At 53.5% G+C, this 18,619-nt stretch carries 13 protein-coding genes and 1 pseudogene; 6 read left to right on the forward strand and 8 right to left on the reverse strand.

Going from position 1 to position 18,619, the window contains the following annotated elements; translation table 11 throughout:
* Positions 1–115 precede the first annotated feature (115 nt).
* Positions 116–3,262, reverse strand: a complete 3,147-nt coding sequence (locus tag TH2_RS09325) for an efflux RND transporter permease subunit (protein WP_008890170.1) — start codon at positions 3,260–3,262, stop codon at positions 116–118.
* Between the two features lie 11 nt (positions 3,263–3,273).
* On the reverse strand, positions 3,274–4,410 hold the full coding sequence (locus TH2_RS09330; protein WP_231959680.1) for an efflux RND transporter periplasmic adaptor subunit: 1,137 nt from the start codon (positions 4,408–4,410) through the stop codon (positions 3,274–3,276).
* A gap of 165 nt (positions 4,411–4,575) precedes the next feature.
* Here TH2_RS09330 and TH2_RS09335 point away from each other — a divergent pair, with 165 nt between their 5' ends.
* Together TH2_RS09335 and TH2_RS09340 are read left to right on the forward strand one after the other, a co-directional pair.
* Positions 4,576–5,247, forward strand: coding sequence for a TetR/AcrR family transcriptional regulator (locus tag TH2_RS09335; RefSeq protein ID WP_008890172.1), 672 nt, complete (start codon positions 4,576–4,578; stop codon positions 5,245–5,247).
* A gap of 220 nt (positions 5,248–5,467) precedes the next feature.
* Complete coding sequence (locus tag TH2_RS09340) at positions 5,468–6,631, forward strand: hypothetical protein (protein ID WP_008890173.1); 1,164 nt, start codon at positions 5,468–5,470, stop codon at positions 6,629–6,631.
* Positions 6,632–6,710: 79 nt separating this feature from the next.
* On the opposite strand, the gene TH2_RS09345 is transcribed toward TH2_RS09340, so the two are convergent.
* The 4 genes from TH2_RS09345 to TH2_RS09355 form a co-directional block, all read right to left on the reverse strand.
* Positions 6,711–9,134: a TonB-dependent siderophore receptor gene (locus TH2_RS09345; protein WP_008890174.1), complete on the reverse strand. Its 2,424-nt coding sequence runs from the start codon at positions 9,132–9,134 to the stop codon at positions 6,711–6,713.
* A 225-nt stretch (positions 9,135–9,359) separates the two neighbouring features.
* Complete coding sequence (locus TH2_RS20525) at positions 9,360–10,460, reverse strand: FecR family protein (protein ID WP_008890175.1); 1,101 nt, start codon at positions 10,458–10,460, stop codon at positions 9,360–9,362.
* Between the two features lie 4 nt (positions 10,461–10,464).
* Complete coding sequence (locus tag TH2_RS21255) at positions 10,465–10,602, reverse strand: hypothetical protein (protein ID WP_157193997.1); 138 nt, start codon at positions 10,600–10,602, stop codon at positions 10,465–10,467.
* Entirely contained in the window at positions 10,599–11,081 is a 483-nt protein-coding gene (locus TH2_RS09355) for a sigma-70 family RNA polymerase sigma factor (RefSeq protein WP_008890176.1), read from the reverse strand. Before TH2_RS09355 ends, TH2_RS21255 begins: the two co-directional genes overlap by 4 nt.
* Between TH2_RS09355 and TH2_RS21525 the strand changes: the two genes are divergently transcribed.
* The 4 genes from TH2_RS21525 to TH2_RS09375 all read left to right on the forward strand — a co-directional run bounded on the left by TH2_RS21525 (position 11,080) and on the right by TH2_RS09375 (position 15,331).
* Positions 11,080–11,559: a VOC family protein gene (locus TH2_RS21525; protein ID WP_008890177.1), complete on the forward strand. Its 480-nt coding sequence runs from the start codon at positions 11,080–11,082 to the stop codon at positions 11,557–11,559. The genes TH2_RS09355 and TH2_RS21525 overlap by 2 nt on opposite strands.
* A 429-nt stretch (positions 11,560–11,988) precedes the next feature.
* The gene (locus TH2_RS09365; protein WP_081579291.1) at positions 11,989–13,905 is read left to right on the forward strand and encodes an autotransporter outer membrane beta-barrel domain-containing protein; all 1,917 of its coding nucleotides are present in this window, start codon (positions 11,989–11,991) and stop codon (positions 13,903–13,905) included.
* Positions 13,906–14,097: 192 nt separating this feature from the next.
* The gene (locus TH2_RS09370; protein ID WP_008890179.1) at positions 14,098–14,484 is read left to right on the forward strand and encodes a c-type cytochrome; all 387 of its coding nucleotides are present in this window, start codon (positions 14,098–14,100) and stop codon (positions 14,482–14,484) included.
* A gap of 85 nt (positions 14,485–14,569) precedes the next feature.
* Positions 14,570–15,331: a substrate-binding periplasmic protein gene (locus TH2_RS09375; RefSeq protein ID WP_008890180.1), complete on the forward strand. Its 762-nt coding sequence runs from the start codon at positions 14,570–14,572 to the stop codon at positions 15,329–15,331.
* A 114-nt stretch (positions 15,332–15,445) separates the two neighbouring features.
* Here the strand turns inward: TH2_RS09375 and TH2_RS09380 are convergent, their stop codons facing one another.
* Positions 15,446–17,188, reverse strand: a complete 1,743-nt coding sequence (locus TH2_RS09380; protein WP_008890181.1) for a hypothetical protein — start codon at positions 17,186–17,188, stop codon at positions 15,446–15,448.
* 319 nt (positions 17,189–17,507) lie between these two features.
* Positions 17,508–18,416, reverse strand: a pseudogene (locus tag TH2_RS09385) (arylamine N-acetyltransferase family protein).
* Positions 18,417–18,619 lie beyond the last annotated feature (203 nt).

Below are 18,619 nucleotides of genomic sequence, written 5' to 3' on the forward strand. Positions count from 1 at the left end.
TTTCTTTCGCACGCGCAACGGCGGGGTCGGGGGATCATGCAGAAATTTAAATTCTGCACCGTCACGGCGCGATGCCGTTTAAGGCCAGCCTTTTTGATAAGGCTGGCCTTAAATTTTATTCAGCCGGATGTTCGTGGGCGGCCTGGACTTCGCCCTTTTTCTTCCGGTTCTTGGCAAAAGTGCCAACAATCAGAACAAAGAACAAAGGCACAAAGAAGATCGCAAGAACGGTTGCCGCAATCATCCCGCCCATCACACCGGTACCCACGGCCACACGGGCACCGGCACCGGCACCGGTCGAAATCGCCAGCGGCACGACACCAAGGGTAAAGGCCATCGAAGTCATGATGATCGGACGCAGACGCTGGCGGGCTGCTTCGACAGTTGCCTCAAGAAGCCCCATGCCCTCGTCGTAAAGTTCGCGGGCGAACTCGACAATCAGGATGGCGTTCTTGGCCGACAAACCAATCGTGGTCAGGATCGCCACCTGGAAATAGACGTCATCGGGCAGACCACGCAGCATCGCTGCGATCACCGCACCAAGGACACCCAGCGGTACGACCATCATCACCGAAATCGGAATGGCCCAGCTTTCATAAAGCGCTGCCAGACACAGGAAGACGACGATCATCGACAGGGCATACAATGCCGGTCCCTGTTCGCCCGCCTCGCGTTCTTCATAGGACAGCCCCTGCCATTCAAGGCCGATATCGCCCGGAAGCTGCGAGACAAGCTGTTCCATCGCGGCCATGGCATCCCCGGATGCGACACCCGGTGCCGCAGACCCCTGAATATTAAGCGACGACAGACCGTTAAAGCGTTCCAGACGTGGAGAACCATAGGTCCATTCACTGGTAGAAACAGCCGAAATCGGCACCATTTCGCCCAGATTGTTACGGACATACCAGTAATCCATGTCTTCGGGCATCATGCGGTATTTGGCGTCTGCCTGCATGTAAACCCGTTTAACACGGCCGTTTTCGATGAAGTCATTGACATAGCTTGACCCCCAGGCAGCCGCCAGTGTCTGGTTGATTTCGGCAAGGTTGACGCCAAGGGCGCTGGCCTTTTCCTGATCAATATTGACATTGAATTGCGGCGTATCATTCAGGCCGTTGGGGCGCACACCAACAAGACGCGGGTCCTGTGATGCCATGCCCAAAAGCTGGTTACGGGCCGCGATCAGGGCGTCGTGACCAACACCGCCACGATCCACAAGCTGCAGATCAAAGCCGTTCGCCGTCCCAAGTTCGATAATCGCAGGCGGCGCAAAGGCAAAGATCATGGCTTCGCGGATCTGGGCAAACGCGCCATAGGCACGGCCAATCACCGCATCAACCGACTGATCCGGACGGGTACGTTCCGACCAGTCCTTGAGGTTCACGAAGGCAATACCGGCGTTCTGCCCACTCCCGGCGAACGAAAAGCCGGCAACCGTGAACAGACCATCGATATTTTCCGCCTCGTTCTCCATGAAGTGTTTTTCAAGCTTCTTGAGAACATCGACCGTGCGTTCCTGCGATGCCCCAGCAGGCAACTGCACCATGGCAAACATGATGCCCTGGTCTTCTTCCGGCAGGAAGGAGCCCGGCAGTCGGCCAAACAAAGCTGCAAGGCCACCAACAAGAATCGCATAGACGAACAAATAGCGCCATTTGCGGTTCACAACGTGGCCAACGCTGCCTTGATAGAAGTTGTTGGTCCGTTCAAAGCCTCGGTTAAACCAGCCAAACGGGCCTTTCTTCTTGGTCGGATCGGTGTGGCCGGGTTTGAGCATCGTCGCACAAAGCGCCGGTGTCAGAACAATCGCGACAACAACCGACAGCACCATTGCCGAGACGATCGTGATCGAGAACTGGCGATAAATCGCCCCTGTCGACCCGGCAAAGAAGGCCATCGGCACAAACACCGCCGAAAGCACAAGCGCAATACCAATCAGGGCACCGGTGATCTGTCCCATGGATTTTCGCGTTGCTTCACGCGGCGGAAGACCGTCTTCTTCCATTACACGTTCGACGTTTTCGACCACAACAATCGCGTCATCGACCAAAAGGCCGATGGCCAGAACCATGGCAAACATGGTGAGCGTGTTGATCGAATAGCCAAATGCCGCAAGAATTCCGAAGGTGCCGAGCAAAACAACCGGCACTGCAATCGTCGGAATAAGCGTTGCCCGCCAGTTCTGCAGGAACAGGAACATCACCAGGAACACGAGGACAATCGCCTCGAACAGGGTATAGACCACCTCTTCGATCGACACCTCAACGAACGGTGTCGTGTCATAGGGATAGACAATCTCGATCCCTTGCGGGAAGAACGGTTTGAGTTCCGCAAGACGGGATTTAACCGCATCTGCGGTATCAAGCGCGTTGGAACCGGTTGCAAGGTTGATCCCGATACCGGTTGCAGCCTGCGCATTGTAGCGCGCAACAACTTCATAGCTTTCGCCACCGATTTCGATACGGGCCACATCGCCAAGGCGCACCTGCGCACCATCGGTTTCGACCTTAAGCAAGATGTTGGCGAACTCGTCAACGGTTTGCAGTTTGCTTTGGGCGGTGATGGTTGCGTTGATCTGCTGGCCCGAAACCGACGGTGCTCCGCCGATTTGACCGGCAGTGACTTCGGTGTTTTGTGCCTCGATGGCATTGTTAACATCCATCACCGTCAGGTTATAGGACAGCATCTTGTTCGGATCGAGCCAGATGCGCATCGCATGCTGGGCCCCAAACACCTGGACCGAGCCAACACCGTTCACACGCGCAATCGGATCTTCGACCGATGATACCACAAAGTCCGCAAGGTCCTGGGCATTCATCGACCCGTCAGCCGACACAAAGCCGACAACCATCAGGAACGATCCCGATGATTTGCTGACGGTCACCCCCTGCTCCTGCACTTCGGTCGGAAGCGATGACATGGCAGCCTGCAGCTTGTTCTGCACCTGCACCTGGGCGATATCCGGATCAGCTTCGGGTTCAAAGGTCAGCGTAATCGATGCCTGCCCGTTCCCCGACGAGGTCGAGGACATATAGCGCAGGTAATCAAGGCCGTTCATCTGCTGTTCGATCACCTGGGTGACCGTGTTTTCAACAGTTTGCGCCGAGGCACCGGGATAAGTTGCCCCGATCTCGACAGATGGTGGTGCAATCGACGGATACTGTTCGATGGGCAACTGCCAAAGCGACAAGCCCCCCGCCAGCATGATCACCAAGGCGACAACCCAGGCGAAGACGGGGCGATCAATAAAGAATTTTGCCATTGAATAAGTCCTTATTCGGCGGCTTTGGCGGTTTCAACGGGCTGCGGCGTCACTGGCGCATCCGGTCCGATTCGCTGGATGCCATCGACAATGACTTGCGCGCCATCCTCGATACCGGCCGTCACCAGCCAATCCTGTCCCTGCGACTGCTCGATCGTCAAATCCTTGGAGGCAACCTTGCCATCCTCGACGACATAGGCATAAGCCGAGCCATCCGGACGGCGCATCACCGCTTTCTGCGGCACAAGGAAGGCGTCCTCAAGCTGGCCCTGACGGACCTGTCCACGGACAAACATACCAGGCAGAAGCGTACCATCCGGGTTCGGGAAGACCACACGCAAACGCACAGTCCCGGTGGTTTCGTTCACCGTCACATCCGAAAACTGCAAGGTTCCCTTGTGCGGATATTCCTCACCGGTAGCATCAACGATCAGGGCAACCTCGATCTGGCCGTTCTCAACACCCTTGATGCGGCCATTGCGAATGGCTTCCTTGATTTTCAGCAACCGGCCACCGGCCTGCGTCACATCGACATAGATCGGATCAAGCTGGGTGATGGTGGTCAGCTTTGCCGACTGATTGGCGGTCACAAGCGAACCTTCGGAATAATCCGACGAGCTGATCTGACCGGAAATCGGTGCGGTGACCGTAGTATAGGCCAGATCGATCCGCGCCTGTTCAAGCTCGGCACGCGCCGCGGCAACCGCTGCCTTTGCCTGTGCTTCGGCGGCGACGGCATCGTCATAGGTTTGCTGGCTGACGGCCTGCGACTTGATCAGCGGGTCATAGCGCGAACGCGTCTTGGTCGTCTGATCAAGGGTTGCGCGCTGACGGGTCAGTTCGGCCTGTGCGGCATCAACGCGCGCCAGGTAAACTTCCTGATCAATCATATAAAGCTGCTGACCGGCTTCAACAAACGCACCCTCGGTGAAGTTGCGTTCCTTGATAATGCCATCGACCTGCGGGCGGATGTCTGCCTGACGGAAGGCAACGGTACGACCGGGCATTTCCTCGACCAGGCCAACAGTCTGCGCGTTCAGCGTCACGGTACCGACCGGGGTCGCCTGTGGCTGTTGCTGGGCGGCTGCCTGTTGGTCGCCTTCGCTCTGCTCGCTGCAGGCGGCTACAAGCACGACAAGCGCTGCCATACCAGCGAATTTCAAACAAGATCGCATGGACAAAATGCTTATTCCTTCTAAGTCCGCGCAAAGCCGTGTGGTGTGCGCTTTGCCATTGCTTTTATAAATACTGTACGGTACAGTACACATTGTGCGCTGCACGATCAAGAGCCAAAAACAGCAGAGCCAAGAAAGATGAGTGAAACGCCCGAAAAGCTTGAAAAACAACATTCTCGCGGCACTGCACGCCGTCGTGCAATGATGGATGCTGCATGGGCGTTATTGCTTGAACGTGGCTTTGCTGGCGTGACCCTCAATGACGTGATTTCAAAATCTGGCGGGTCGCGTACGACCCTTTACGAAGCGTTTGGCGGAAAGGATGGCTTGCTCGCAGCGGTGATGACCGAGCAATGCAAAGAATTCTCAGCCGAACTGCATATTTCACTGGAAACCGATCTCCCTCCCCGTGATGCCCTGACGGACTTCGGCACAAAACTGGCCCAAAAGATTGTAACCGAGGAAGTCGCCCGCTTCACCCAGATTCAGTATTCCGAGGGCCAACATTTTCTACCCTTGATCGAAAAATTCTTTGAAGTTGGCCCCGACAGCACACGCAAACACCTTGCCGATTACCTGTCGCGGCAGCAAAAGCTTGGCAATATAACAATCGAAGACGCAGATCATTCGGCCGAAATGTTTGAATCCATGGTCATTGGCGACTGGCTGTCGCGGATCATGAAACACAATCCGCGCCCGCCCATGACCGACCAGCAAATTAACGAACGCGTTTCACGTGCGGTTGAAACTTTCCTGTGTGGTGTCGCAACACCGCAAGCGCGTGACACGTTCGACTGCGCGAACACATAACCTCCCCGTCCGTCGTCAATGACCGGCTTTATAGCCAGCCCCTCCTGACAGCATCCTGTCAGGTGTGACCCATCGTGGCGAAAATTCCCGATGGGTGGCGGGTGATCTGCATTACATCTGAATTACGTTGCCCTAACATTACCAAATTTGGGGTAAACTCTGGCGTGCGTTACCAACAGAGGGTGTATTTCCCCCTTCTGGCAAGCAAAAGGATCCCGTCATGCAGTTGCGAAAGGCACTTACCGGCTTTGGCGTTCTGGCAATTTCGATTGCCGGCCTGACCACACGTGCCGACGCTATTTCCGTTGAAGATGCCCGGACGGCCGTTGATGCGATCCTGATGCAATCGGGCATTTCCGCGACCGAGGTCGATGCCCGCCCCGTGGATGGCGATGCGGTCGAACTGGTTTTTGACGCGGTTTCCCTTAATCTCACCGGCTATTCCACCCCGCGCCAGCTTGCGATGGATGACGTTCTGGTCACGGTGCGCGATACCGATAGCGCCAATCAGGTTGATCTTGATGTCAAACTGCCCGAACAGGCCAAAATGCTGGCCGAGGCAACTACGGATCAGCGTGATCTGACGCTGCGCAATGCCGGGGGTTATCTGCGCTGGGATACCGTGCGCAACGTGCCGGTTACTTTTGACGGCTTTGCCGATTTTCTCGTCGGCGATGAACCGGTTTCGCGCAAGCACTGGCTGATGAATGGCCTGATCATTCAATGGCTGCCGGAAATGGCCAAGATCGCCTGGCAGGCGGCCGAGTGGACCGGGCCGAACCGTGAAAAGCGCGGCTCGATCAAATCGGCGAGCTTCACGCTTTATCCTGATAAAGACGGCGCAACCCACCTTGATTATTCCCATGACGGTTTGTGGCTGCCAAGCCTGATCCAGCCCCGCACTGTACGGGTCAAAAGCAGCAGTACCGGTCTGCCATGGTCTGATGCCCAGCCCATTATCGAAAAGGGTTTCCACGATATACTGACCGGCACCGCCCCGCGCTTTGCCCGTCGCCAGATTGGCGATGCGCTGTGGAAAAAGGCCGCCCAGAACGGTGCCCCGGTCAAGGTTGACGAGTTCTATATTGAATCTCGCGGGCTTGAGGCGCTGGGTTCTGGCGAATTCCTGGCACAGGCCGCGGCACGCTATGGCTTCACCGGTGAGTTTGATTTCAGGCTTCTGGGTCAGGAAAAGCTGGTCGACCTATTGGGAACGCCCGATAACCCGACCATCCTTGGCGCGCTTGTACCCTTTGCCGTCAATGGCCTTGCTGCCGGTCGCCCGGGCCCACAAGGGACCACCGAATATGACGGTCAGTTGCTGCCCGATGGCCGGATTGTCGTCAATGGCCTGACGGTCTTTCGCACTGCCGATGGCAGCTAGATCTTTATAACCCGTCCCGAAAAATCAAGCGGCCGCCTGTAATAACAACAGGCGGCCGCTTCTGTTTAAAGGCTCAGCATTACCAGCTGTATTTCAGGGTCGCCAGAACCGTGCGGCCCTCACCATAGAACCGGCTACCAAAGGTGTTTGAAGAGACATATTCACGATCAAACAGGTTAGTGGCGTTCACAGATAGACTGACGTCATCTGTCACGGCATAGTTGATGGCAGCATCAAACACGCTGTTTGACGGCAGGGTTTCGGTATTGCCATCATTGCGCTGACGTTCACCGACAAAACGTACACCACCGCCCAGGGTCAGATCACCAAGCACGCCTTGCCCCGGAATAGTGTAATCAAGCCAGGCTGAAGCCTGATGCTCGGGCACGTTTGCCGGGCGGTTGCCGATATTTGCCGCCGTGACGTCATCCTTGATTTCAGCGTCAAGGTAGGTGTAGGCGACCGTCATATTGGTCTGTTCGTCAAGCGATACTTTTCCTTCAAGCTCAAGGCCGCGTGAATTGATTTCGCCAACTTGCTTGTAAACATAAGCACCACCGACGAACTGTGACTGCGATACGTTTTCTTGGGTCAGATCAAACACCGCAGCGGTGAACAGGGCGTCGATTGCCTCGGGTTGGTACTTCACACCAAGTTCGTATTGCGTGCCTTCCTGCGGCTTCACACCCTCCGGGCGAGATGCAAGGCTTGAGTAAACCGGCTGGAAAGACTCCGAATAGTTACCGTAGACCGATAACTCATCGGTCGCCTTGTAGGTCAGACCAAAACGCGAGGTGAATTTATGATCGTCACGCTCGGCGGTCGTGCCACTGCTGATCGTGTCGGTATTACTCTGAACATAATCGAAACGCCCGCCAACGGTTGCGATCCAGTCATCGGCAATCGTCAACTGTTCCTGCGCATAAAGACCGTAGGCCGCCTGGGTAATTTCGGTATTCGTAGCTCTGCTTGGATCAAACGTAATGCACGAAAGACCGCAATAGGATGGGTTGTAAGGATCGATTGCCGACGCACTACCAGTGCGTGATCGTTCTTGGTTCTGGTCACGGCTATAATCAATGCCCACCAGTGTCTTGCTGTCGAAGTGATCATTGAGTGCCGTATCATATTGCATCTGGCTATCAACACCAAACCGGTCAAGCTCACCATACACCGCATAAGCATATCGGTTACCAAGCGGCGTGGTATCGTTGAGATAGACCGTCTCATAGGTCAGATCGACATGGGTGTAACGCGCATTCTGACGAAACTCGAGCTTGTCATTGATCTGGTGCGACAGCTCGTAACCGATGTTGGTTTCTTCGGTATCGAAATTGTTGAAATCGGGCTCGCCAAAGAATGCATCACGGCTTGTTTCAATGCCGGCCGGGAAACCATAACCAAGGCCGCTTTCCCGATCGCTATAACTCGTCAGGATGGTCAGTTTGGTATCCGCATTGGGGGTATAGCTAAACGCCGGTGCGACATAAATGCGATCATCCTGTGAATAGTCCTGCCCGCGCTCGGCATCCTGCCAAAGCGCCGTCAGGCGATAGGACCAGTTGCTGTTTTCGCCAACCGGACCGGTTACATCGCCCGCACCGCGCAGATGGTTTTCACCAAAGGTGGTCAGAACTTCACCGCTGGCTTCATCCTGCGGGCGCTTGGTCGTCATGTTGATCAGACCACCTGGACCATTCATGCCAAACAGGCTGGATGTCGACCCCTTAAGCACATCAACCTGCTGCAAGCCATAGGTCTCCGGCCGACTGGTGATGAAATTGTAGACACGCGAAGACAGTCCATCGCGATAGGTGCCAAGGTTGGTTTGGCTAAAGCCACGGAGACGCACATAGTCATACCGATAGTCCGCACCATATTCAGCTGCCTGCACACCCGCCGTATAGGAAACCGCTTGCTGAAGATCCTGCACGTTACGGGTTTCAAGTTCCTCCTGCGTCACCACTGAAACCGCCGATGAGTCGTCCAGAATGGGCGTGTCGGTTTTCGAAGCGGTACGCGAGCGAGATGCGACAAAGCTGTCGGTGATGGCGTCGGTGGGACCAGATGCCTCTGCTGCATTGGCTTCAACGCGCAGCGTATCAAGAACTTCCTCGCCGGCACTGCTTGTAACCGCCTCGATCACAACCGTGCCATCGCTGGTCACATCATAATCAAGACCCGAACCGCGCAGAAGGGTTTGAAGGGCGGTACTTGCCCGCATGGTGCCACTGATCGCCGGCGCATCATGGTTGCGCGCCAGCGCGCCGTCGACGGTCACCTGCAAGCCCGCCTGCACGCCAAACTGGGCCAAGGCACTGGTCAATGACTGTGCCGGGATATCAAATGTGTGCTCGGCATTGATCCCGCTCGCACTGACCTGTGCATTTGCATCAGATGCAAACAACACGACCGGCGCCAAGGCGGTTGTCATCATCAAGGCACTGGCTATTACCACAACACGACCACGTTTTTGCAGTCGAGCTGCACCCCCATTGTTCATTTTCTTCTATCTCCGTTTCATGTCCTATGCCTGAAACAAATTGAGAATGCAAACGCTTCTCAATTTCGCATAAAAGACAAAACGGATGCCGGTTCTGTTTTTTCAAAAATTTTTATGGAATTTCATCAGGATGGCTCCAAACCCGCAAAATTCTGCGGATTTGAAAGGCATTATTTTTTCTGGCAAGCGAGTATAAACGGGGCCGAAATCCGACCCCCAACGCCATCAGGACTTTGAGACAACCAGAACCCACGGGGTGATTTCACGCACCATTGCCTTTTGCGCCCGTGCCATACCGCGCAAGGCCGACACCGGATCATCAAGGCGATAGACCCCGGTGACCGTCTGGGCGGCCAGGACCTCATCGGTGATCAGGATGGTGCCATTGAAATAGCGCCGAAGCTGATCGACAACTTCGGATAACGGTTGATCCTGAGCGATCAGCTGGTTCTTGCGCCAGGCACCGATCTGGCTTGTCGGCGAAGGATGACGGATCACCGTGCCGTCCTGCCCGACCCGGACATTCTGCCCGGCCTCAAGAATTTCAAAAACCGCCGGAACATTGCCGGCATTTTCAACCTGTACCCGACCGTGTTCCACGCCAACCATGGAGACCGCATTGCCTTCGGAAACATCAAATCCGGTGCCAAGCACCGTTACCGTCACCTGATCGGCCCCGACGCGAAACGGCTTTTGCGGATCCGGGGTGACGTCAAAAAACGCCTCGCCATCAAGCAATTCAACAAAGCGCGTCGTGCCGTCAAAATGCACCGTAATCGCGCTTTCCGGTGCAAGGGTCACCGTGCTGTTGTCAGAAAGCGTGATGGTGCGCATCTCGCCCGTTGCGGTCACATGATCGGCCTGCATTCGGGTGGCTATATCCGGCCCGATGATAGCGGCCAAAAGGGATGCAGCCACCGCCACCCCGCCCAGCCCGATCCCGCGCCAGGACATATTGCCGCGCTTTTGAAACCGGGTTTGCGCCGAGATGACCTTGCCCTCGGCAACGGCCTTTTCGTAATCAATATTCAAAAGCGCCGCGACCGCGTCATTCTGTTGGCCGTCGGCACCGCCTTTGTCGCCAGCCTCACGGCGCGCCGCAAGGAACGCCTGCCAATCGGCCGTGCCAGATGGTGCGGCCTTCGCCATCAGATCGGCGGTCTTTTGCGTGGCGTTCCAGGCATCAAGATGGGCTGGATCCTCGGCACACCAGTCGGCAAACTGCGCTTGCAATTCCGGGTTTTCCGGATCTTCCTGCAGGCGGATCAACCATTCGGTCGCGGTCTTGCCCGCCTGTTTTTGAACTGGATCGGTTATCTCTGCCATCAGCCTATTGCGCCCCCGTTGCACCGATTGGTGCGATCAGGGCGATATAGCCGATATCACGCAACGCGTCACCATCTGTGCGGGTTATGGCGCAAATTTCTGCACGGACAGACTGTTTGATCGGGCAATCGGCGATCCTCATGGCCAGCCACCCAGCCGTTCACGGCAATGATCAATGCCCTCAGATACAAGCTTATGAGCAAGCGGCACGGAAATATCGAGATAATCTGCAATCTCGCGCAGTTTCGCCCCACCCACCCGATGCATTTCACACGCAATGCGCGTGCGTTCGGGCAGTTCGGAAAGGGCCTGCATCAAAATCGCGTATTCATCCTTGTACACCGCAACCGTTTCCGGGTCCGGGCTGTCGGATGCGCGCGTTTGCACGGCGACATCATAATCAGATGCACCGGTCAGGCTGCTTTCACGGGCAATCTGGCGTTTGCTATCAAGTGCCAGATTGCGCACGATCCGGTAAAGGTAGCCGGTGGTATCATCGAGAAACCGCCCCTTGGTCGCCGCATCAAAGCGCAACCATGCTTCCTGCACCAGATCTTCGGCCTGCACACGGCTGCCGATGATGCTGCTGGCATAGTTCACAAGTGCGGATCGTTGGCGCATGAACAGCGTCAATGACGTCACATTTGATGTCGCGTTTGAAGCCAATCAGAATGTCCTTTGCACGATGCGGGCAAGCTGGTGCCCGCATGGGATGACACGCTTAGCGCAAATGATACTGATTATCAACAGCAATCAAGCACCCTATCCATCAGACGATGATCGCATCATCGAACTGCGCCGTGCCGATGGGGGCCTGATCCTGATGCTGCATCCGGCAGGCAAAGGTCAGAAAGCGGGCCAGTCTTTGATCAAACTGGTCTTTGAAGTCGAGGATGTCGAAAGCACCCGAAACGCCCTGATCAAATCCGGGGTCGATGTCGGACCGATCCATCAGGCCGACAGCTACCAGTTCGCGAACCTCAGGGACCCGGCAAAGAATTCGCTATCGATCTCCAGCCGCGCACTCGCCTGTCTCCAACGCACGTTCGACGTCTATCGTTCTAGGGTCCAAACTCATTCAAATGGTCGATCCGGCTAGAAACCGGGTGCGATATCCAGAAAGCGTCCAGAGTATCCCCAAAGCGCAGCAAACGTATGCCCGCACCAAATTGCATGTTTCTTTATCGGAGATGCAGCTTAATTTTTTGCGCGGGGATTGAAGCGTTTCTTGTTCACTTGAAAATTTAGCCGATCTTCAAGGTGTCTTTGCGTGATGGAAATTCATGCATCAGACAAAGACCTGTCTGGCGGATAACCGTTGAAGCATTGACCCGGATAAAAAACTTGGCGTTTTGCAATCCGATGATGTGATCAGGCGCAAGCAGAGCAGACTTTCAGAGCCCTTCTCATCCCCGATGCAGTTCATAAGGCAAACCTTATGGCATGAACACGGTGACCCTGTTTGCTGTGAGAGCAGCCAGAAGACAACAGTGGCGTAAAACGCATTGTCTGGGAGAACGATTGAGCTATGGAAAGCTGTTTTAAGTCTGGCCACATATTGTGGCCGGCATTGCTTCTTATAACTAGATTTACCAACAACACACTGAAAATAAATATAAAACGTGAAACAATACGATACAGAAAAACAAAATCTACAATGCAGATAAAAACCAACGTCGCATGGCTCTGTATTATTGCACTATTTTTGCTTGCCGCCCCCAATAGCGTACATGCTTACAGCGTCACGGACGATAATGGCACTGCGGCAAAAACAGTTACGATTACAAACGAAGCCATTGGAACATTTGGAGGTGATGAGATAGCGTTCTTTCAGGACGCCAACCCGGCCCTAGCCGGTTTTGCTGTAGGTGACACGCTAGAGATTTCATTGAGTGGCGGTGCGACTTTTGCTGATGCCAACATGGTCTTTGAAGGCATGCACGGCGGAGCAGCTAACTCAGATCTGACATGGGTAACCTTTTCGGGCTCTCCGCAAGGCAAGTCCACGATCACCCTTACAATAAAACAAGGCGCAAACCCAGCATCATTTGCCGACTTTGACGGCTTAGTTCTCAGCGGCAGCACAATTGCCGGACAAAGCACAAACTTCAATCTTCCCCAGATTGCCGGACGTGATATTTTCATCACGTTCACCTTACGGGATTCAGGCGGCACGCTTAAGGGAACGGCACAGCACAAGCTGTTTGACAACACACTCGCCCCCGCCGGAAACCTTGAAGAATCCCATTCTGCGATCAAGACTGTACTTGCTACGCATATCAGAAACATGACGTCGCAAAGTGTTAGCCTTTCCGGATTGATTACCGGACGCGGATTTGGCCGTGGCGGCGGCAGCCTTGGCGGTTTGTTTGGCGACAGTGCTGCATTCGGGAATGCCTTGACGGAATCCACAGGTTTGACTTTGCCGGTTGCACTGGAGTTGAACGAAGGAAGAGGCAACTTTGCAGCAAATCTCAATAGTGTGATGAACTGGACGGGAGAACTGGCTGCCGGAGAGCAAAATACAGGTGGTCTCCCGCCCAGCGCGTTTTCCAATTTTGAAAGCCCGATGAACCTGTGGGTGAAGGGCCGATGGGAAGGCATTAACGATAGTCGGGGTGGCACAGCAGGAGACAGCGATTTCGGCCTGTTTATGACGGGCATCGACTATCGTGTTGATAAAGACACGATGGTTGGCATCCTTGGCCAATATGACCTCTACAAATCGACTGCCACTGGCCAAGACAGCCAAGGTGAGGGAAAAGGCTGGATGGTCGGGCCCTATATGGTGTCTCGACTGGATGAAAACCTGATTTGGGATGGCCGCGTTGCCTGGGGTAAATCAAAAAACAAGATCAATCCGCTCGGCCGGGGTTGGGACAAATATGACGGTGAACGCTCACAGTTGGAAACCAATCTGACCGGCGACATCCGCTCAGAAAATTGGGAATTTTATCCGCAGATTGGCATCAACTACTTCCGTGAAGAACAAAAAGCATACACAAACTTTGGCGGGGAGCGGATCGAAGCCCAGACAATAACCTTCGGCAACCTTACGTTCGGCCCGGAAGTTGTTCGCGTTTTGCAAGTCGAAGATGGCCCAACATATCGGCCATTCGTTGCTCTTCGCGGCATTTGGGACTTTCGGGCACCACCGATTGCACATAATAACGGAAGCCAAGTAGATACCGAAAAGCTGCGCGCCAGAGCGGAACTTGGCGGAGACATCACCTTTGAAGATGGCGGAAGTATCTACGCAAAATATGCCTATGACGGCATTGGCCTGGCGAACTATGAGTCCCATAGCTTTGAAATCATTGCAAACACGCCGGTAACTTTCGGTTTCCTGCCGGATAACAGCAAGTTCAAATCTTCATTTAATCAGGATGTAAGCTCAACCCAGGCAAGCACCTTCCGGATAGGGCTCGACATTCCGCTAAACTGATCTCACGCGTGTAAAGGGATGTCACAAAGCCATCCCTTTATTCTCTCATGCCAGCACCGCTATCGCCCCAAACCGCTCATAACCCGACATCAACCCGTCGTAACAACCGCCAGAAAGCTTAGGAATTTCGTTACCTTGGCTTGCTATACAGGCGATTAGAACACATTCAAAATCGCCATCCGGGAGCCCGCCATGCAGAAAACCAGCCTTGTCATCCTGTTGACCGGTGTTGTGGCCTTGGGCATGTGGGGGATCAGCGATTACATGGCGCACAAGGGCGAGGCCTATGGCGATGTCGAACGTGGGCAATCGATTGCCGAACAGACCTGCCTGCGCTGTCACACCAAATTCGAAGGCGATCCCCTGCCCGATCCGAACGTCACCACCGCCCCGGCCCTCGCCAGTTTCGGGCAGCGCTGGCCGCTCGAAAACCTTGAAGAAGCCCTGGCCGAAGGCATCACGGTATCGCATGACAACATGACCATGCCGGAATTTTCCTTCACCTCGCAAAGCATCGCCGATCTGCTGAGCTATATGGAACAGCTCACGGCGGCGGCAAACCAGAAGGCCCCGCAATAAACTTTGCCGCGCACTTCCCCTTAACAATTTCAATCTTCTTGCCATATGAAACAGATACGCTGATTTCCAGACATCGGAGACAGACTTGTTTTATCGGCTTACCACTGCTGTTCTGAGCTTTTTCATCCTGCCTTTGATCGCGCGGGCGGAAGAAACGCTTGTGATTGCAACCAACATCTATCCGCCCTACATCAACGCGGATGTTGAAAACAGCTTCCTGCCTGAATTGTTTGAAGAAATTGGCGCCAAAATGGGCGTAGAGTTCCGCTTTGAAATCCTGCCCTGGCGCCGCTGCGAACAGGCCGTGGAGAGCCACATGGCCTGGGCCGCGATCCCGTATCACAAGACCGATATCCGCGAAAAAAACTTTGCCTTTTCCGATCCGCTGTATTTACAGGATTCCCATTTCTTTGCCTATGATGCGAGCGGTGTCAAAGCACGACATAATTACGCGGACCTGGCAGATTTGCGCGGCCTTCGGATTGGTGGCGTCTTTGGCTATTATTATGAAAGCTGGTTCAAAGAGGCAGGGCTTGATGTCGATTTTGCACATTCCGAAGAACAGAATTTAAACCGCCTTAAAGTTGGTCGCATTGATCTTTTCCCCATTGCAACCACGCTGGGCTGGTATCAAATTCGTCAGTTGTTCCCGCCCGAAGAAGTCGCGAACTTCTATACACTTCAAAAACCATTGGTCGACGGCGCGGGCCTGCATCTGATGACGTCAAAAACCTATCCCGATAACGACACCTTGCTTGAGCGCTTCAACACTGCCATGGCAGAGATCAAATCATCGGGCACCTATGCCCAGCTTGTTGAAAAGCACGGCTTAACGTTGCGCTATTAAGACTTCCATTGAATAGATTCATCAAGACTCAAGCATTTACCGAAACAGATTTACATCAAGGAATAAGTTACAGCCAAAACCAGTCTAGAGAGCACTTGCTCCGACGACGAACATTCAAGCGCACTTAGCATCCTCCAAATTTCTACAACAAGATTTCGAAGGTGGGTGCCAATCATTAGGCCAACGGTCCGAAATATTAAATTCATGCGCATAATGCGGATCCAAAATGTACATACTCTTGAACTTTTCCGATTCTAAATCCAAATGAAGCAAGACCGGAACGATTGGATTACCCTTTTTATCTCGCATACGCTCAGGATGTTCTGCATTGTGTTTTTCGTTAACCCGCATGAACAACGCTATTGCTCTAACAGTATCAATACTACCTGCTTGCTTCGCAGCACAGAAACCCTTGAAAAACAGATTTTGCACTGTTTTTATCGCTTCCGCCCCCTCACTGACACTTATATCTCGAAAAGATTCTGGTAAAAAACCTTTAGAAACAGTGTGCATCGAAAAATTATCTACGTCAAAATATTTACTGAATTCTTCCTCACTTGCTGACATAGCATGATGAATACTTTCCACTTTCTTGTCGATCAGGGAATTGATATCCGAAACAGTTTTAGCGAACCTAAATTTTGGATCGAGTTCAATCAATTTGTTAAGGTCGCTATCGCTTGTCTGAGTATGCTTTGGCGTCGTCATACAGACAGGTGTCTGTATGACTGGATAAGAGTTGTAGTTTGTATATTTAGTCAATATGGCCCAACGCATAACCAATGCGTCACTAGCAGTGAGAGCAAGATCATTACTCAAATAGCTTGTAACGTCGCGGCAGAATCTCTCTAGATGGGGGATATCTTCGACCCGGTTCCAAGCAACAATTTGCTCCGGCTTAACAAAAAACTTGTCACCGTTCGAAACGACATCATCAAGAGAGTTATCGGTTTTTGCGTCGTAAACTGAAGTAACAAGTGTGCCCGCATCAGTGCTGTAACTAATGCGACCGCCCCCCTCCTCACCTATTTGATATTCGCCAACCAAAGACCGCTTATAAGTCAAACCAACGGTTACCCCCGCCCCCGATGGCAAACCGGGAAACACAGAATTCAAAGAGAGCTTTACAGCATCCTTTCTAACCCCTTCAGCATCAGGGTCTCTTGAAATTTGGAGCGTAGCAATGTCGGCAGATTGTCCGTCTGAAAATGCATCGCCAGCGGCCTTATCCAAAACCTCAGTCGCCGGAGAGAGTAAAAGCTCTGCGAGTGAGGACGCTGCAAACCCAGTTGACCCACTTACTTTTGCAATTTTTGTCGCTGCTTTAAAAATGTTCTGCAGAACCTCGACATCCGTTTTTCCAATGTATTTTATTTTGTATGTAATATCAAAATTCAGGTTCACTCCGTGCCGGAAGTATGGAGTTATCACTCCCTGATGGGATTGACTAAAACATGCATTTTCTCCCGGCGCCGGATTATCTTTAATACCTAAGAGATAAACAGGGAACTCAGTAATCAAATTCTGCCCCTTGGCCTTCACATCGACAACAATCGCAAGAGCACCAACATTACTGACACCAGCAACACTGTTTGCAAATTTTGCAAAAGAGTTTCGGTCTTTGCACGTTGAAATACTCGACGGAATATCCACCTCCGAAACGCCAAGCGCCAAGTAGTATGATCCTGTCTCCAGATTGCCCTGATTCTCTGAGAACGAAGTTGTGGTTTTCTCGAGTAGCGCGGTGCGCGAACTATCCTCCCCGCCCGTAACATCGACACCTCCCGATGTAAGGAACTCACTGCACCCAACCAAAAAACCACACAAACTTAAAGCAGCAATGACAGAGATTCTCACAACACCCTCCGCAACCCAAAACCCTAATTGAGACAACAATAATATTGATAGCCAAAAATAAATCAACCCTAGGTTATATTTTTGCTGTGCAATTACCGACAGTCGAACAGCTAACTCAAATTTCGCGGATCGGAAAATTTCAATGGGTCTGAAGCACAATTCTCCACCACAGAACGAAAGAGCAAGAACCTAAATGCGCTCCAATGTCTCTTCAAAAGAATGGCCATGGCAGGGGTGCAGCCCCAACATGGCCTGTAACACCGGGACTTTGCGAACACCGCACAATCGTCCGCAGGCCCCGGCGCTATGGTGTATGGCGCTATGCCAATTTGGCGAAAACCTTTTGCCATTCCGGCTTGGGCGTGATGCCAAAGATATCTTCAAGGGTCTGGGTGATGTCGCCGACCGAAAGCGTGTGACGCTCTTCCTCGCCACTGACAAGGCGAATGGTCAGGCGGTTATTCCGCAGCGTAAAGCGTGCAAAGGCGGCTGATCTCGCCGCGATCAGGGCGGTGTTAAAACCGCCTTCGGGATGGTGGGCGGCATACCAGTTCATCACCTCCTAATCGATATCGGCCACAGGCGCGAAATCGATTTCATGCACTGGTTGCCAGATGCCACCGCGCTCAAGCTCGACCCGGTAGGCATGCTCAAGGGTGATGACGCGATAGGTGTCACGGGATGTGACCTGCGGCGCGCTGGTTTCCAGCAAAAGCGGTGCGGTCGGCACACAGCCGCCCAGCCCGACATCGGCAAGCCAGGCCTCGCCCTCAATCATCACCCGATTGACCATGTGACAGCGCGGGCGCGGCATTTCGTGCGCGCCATAGCCCCACAAAACCCGGCCGGCCAGTCCTTCGACCTCAAAACCCAGACTGCGTAGCACACGGCGAAACAGGGAATTATGCTCAAAGCAATATCCACCGCGCCCCGCATGGATCAGCTTGCGGTCAATATCGGCAGGCGCCAGGCTGATCGGTTTGCCCATCAGGACATCAATCGCCTCGAACGGGATACTGGCCGGGTGCAGAGCATGCAACGCCTGAAGCACATCAAGGGTTGCGGTGCGCGGGCCCACATAGCCGATGCGATCGAAATAGGCGTCCAGATCGACTTCCGGCTCCGGTGTGCGGATCGGCTTGGCCCAGCTGGCATTGATGCGGCCCTGAAGACCATGGCGGTCATTGGCGACCAGCACTTCATCGGCGATTGGTTGCGGGCTGTTCATCACAGGGCTCCATCCGTTTCAAAGACGTTTTGTTCCTCTGAAGCCAGACGATAGAACCTCAACCTATGTTCAGGTCAAAAAGAAAATCACCCAAATCCGGAAATCGAATAATCTGCGAACAATTGAGCTCAATATCGACCACATCATCAACTCATCACCCCATCCACGGCCCACAAAAGCAACAATTCACCTTTTACACGCAC

The organism is Thalassospira profundimaris WP0211 (assembly GCF_000300275.1).
In the GTDB taxonomy this organism is placed as follows: Bacteria; Pseudomonadota; Alphaproteobacteria; order Rhodospirillales; family Thalassospiraceae; genus Thalassospira; species Thalassospira profundimaris.

What these genes read in the sequence shown, in the direction of transcription:
- TH2_RS21525 (WP_008890177.1), top strand. Translation starts at nt 11,080, where the DNA reads ATGAACAGCGTCAATGACGTCACATTTGATGTCGCGTTTGAAGCCAAT.
- TH2_RS09335 (WP_008890172.1), top strand. Translation starts at nt 4,576, where the DNA reads ATGAGTGAAACGCCCGAAAAGCTTGAAAAACAACATTCTCGCGGCACT.
- TH2_RS09355 (WP_008890176.1), bottom strand. Translation starts at nt 11,081, where the DNA reads ATGCGCCAACGATCCGCACTTGTGAACTATGCCAGCAGCATCATCGGC.
- TH2_RS09340 (WP_008890173.1), top strand. Translation starts at nt 5,468, where the DNA reads ATGCAGTTGCGAAAGGCACTTACCGGCTTTGGCGTTCTGGCAATTTCG.
- TH2_RS09325 (WP_008890170.1), bottom strand. Translation starts at nt 3,262, where the DNA reads ATGGCAAAATTCTTTATTGATCGCCCCGTCTTCGCCTGGGTTGTCGCC.
- TH2_RS09370 (WP_008890179.1), top strand. Translation starts at nt 14,098, where the DNA reads ATGCAGAAAACCAGCCTTGTCATCCTGTTGACCGGTGTTGTGGCCTTG.
- TH2_RS09345 (WP_008890174.1), bottom strand. Translation starts at nt 9,134, where the DNA reads ATGAACAATGGGGGTGCAGCTCGACTGCAAAAACGTGGTCGTGTTGTG.
- TH2_RS09330 (WP_231959680.1), bottom strand. Translation starts at nt 4,410, where the DNA reads ATGGCAGCGCTTGTCGTGCTTGTAGCCGCCTGCAGCGAGCAGAGCGAA.
- TH2_RS20525 (WP_008890175.1), bottom strand. Translation starts at nt 10,460, where the DNA reads ATGGCAGAGATAACCGATCCAGTTCAAAAACAGGCGGGCAAGACCGCG.
- TH2_RS21255 (WP_157193997.1), bottom strand. Translation starts at nt 10,602, where the DNA reads ATGAGGATCGCCGATTGCCCGATCAAACAGTCTGTCCGTGCAGAAATT.
- TH2_RS09365 (WP_081579291.1), top strand. Translation starts at nt 11,989, where the DNA reads ATGGAAAGCTGTTTTAAGTCTGGCCACATATTGTGGCCGGCATTGCTT.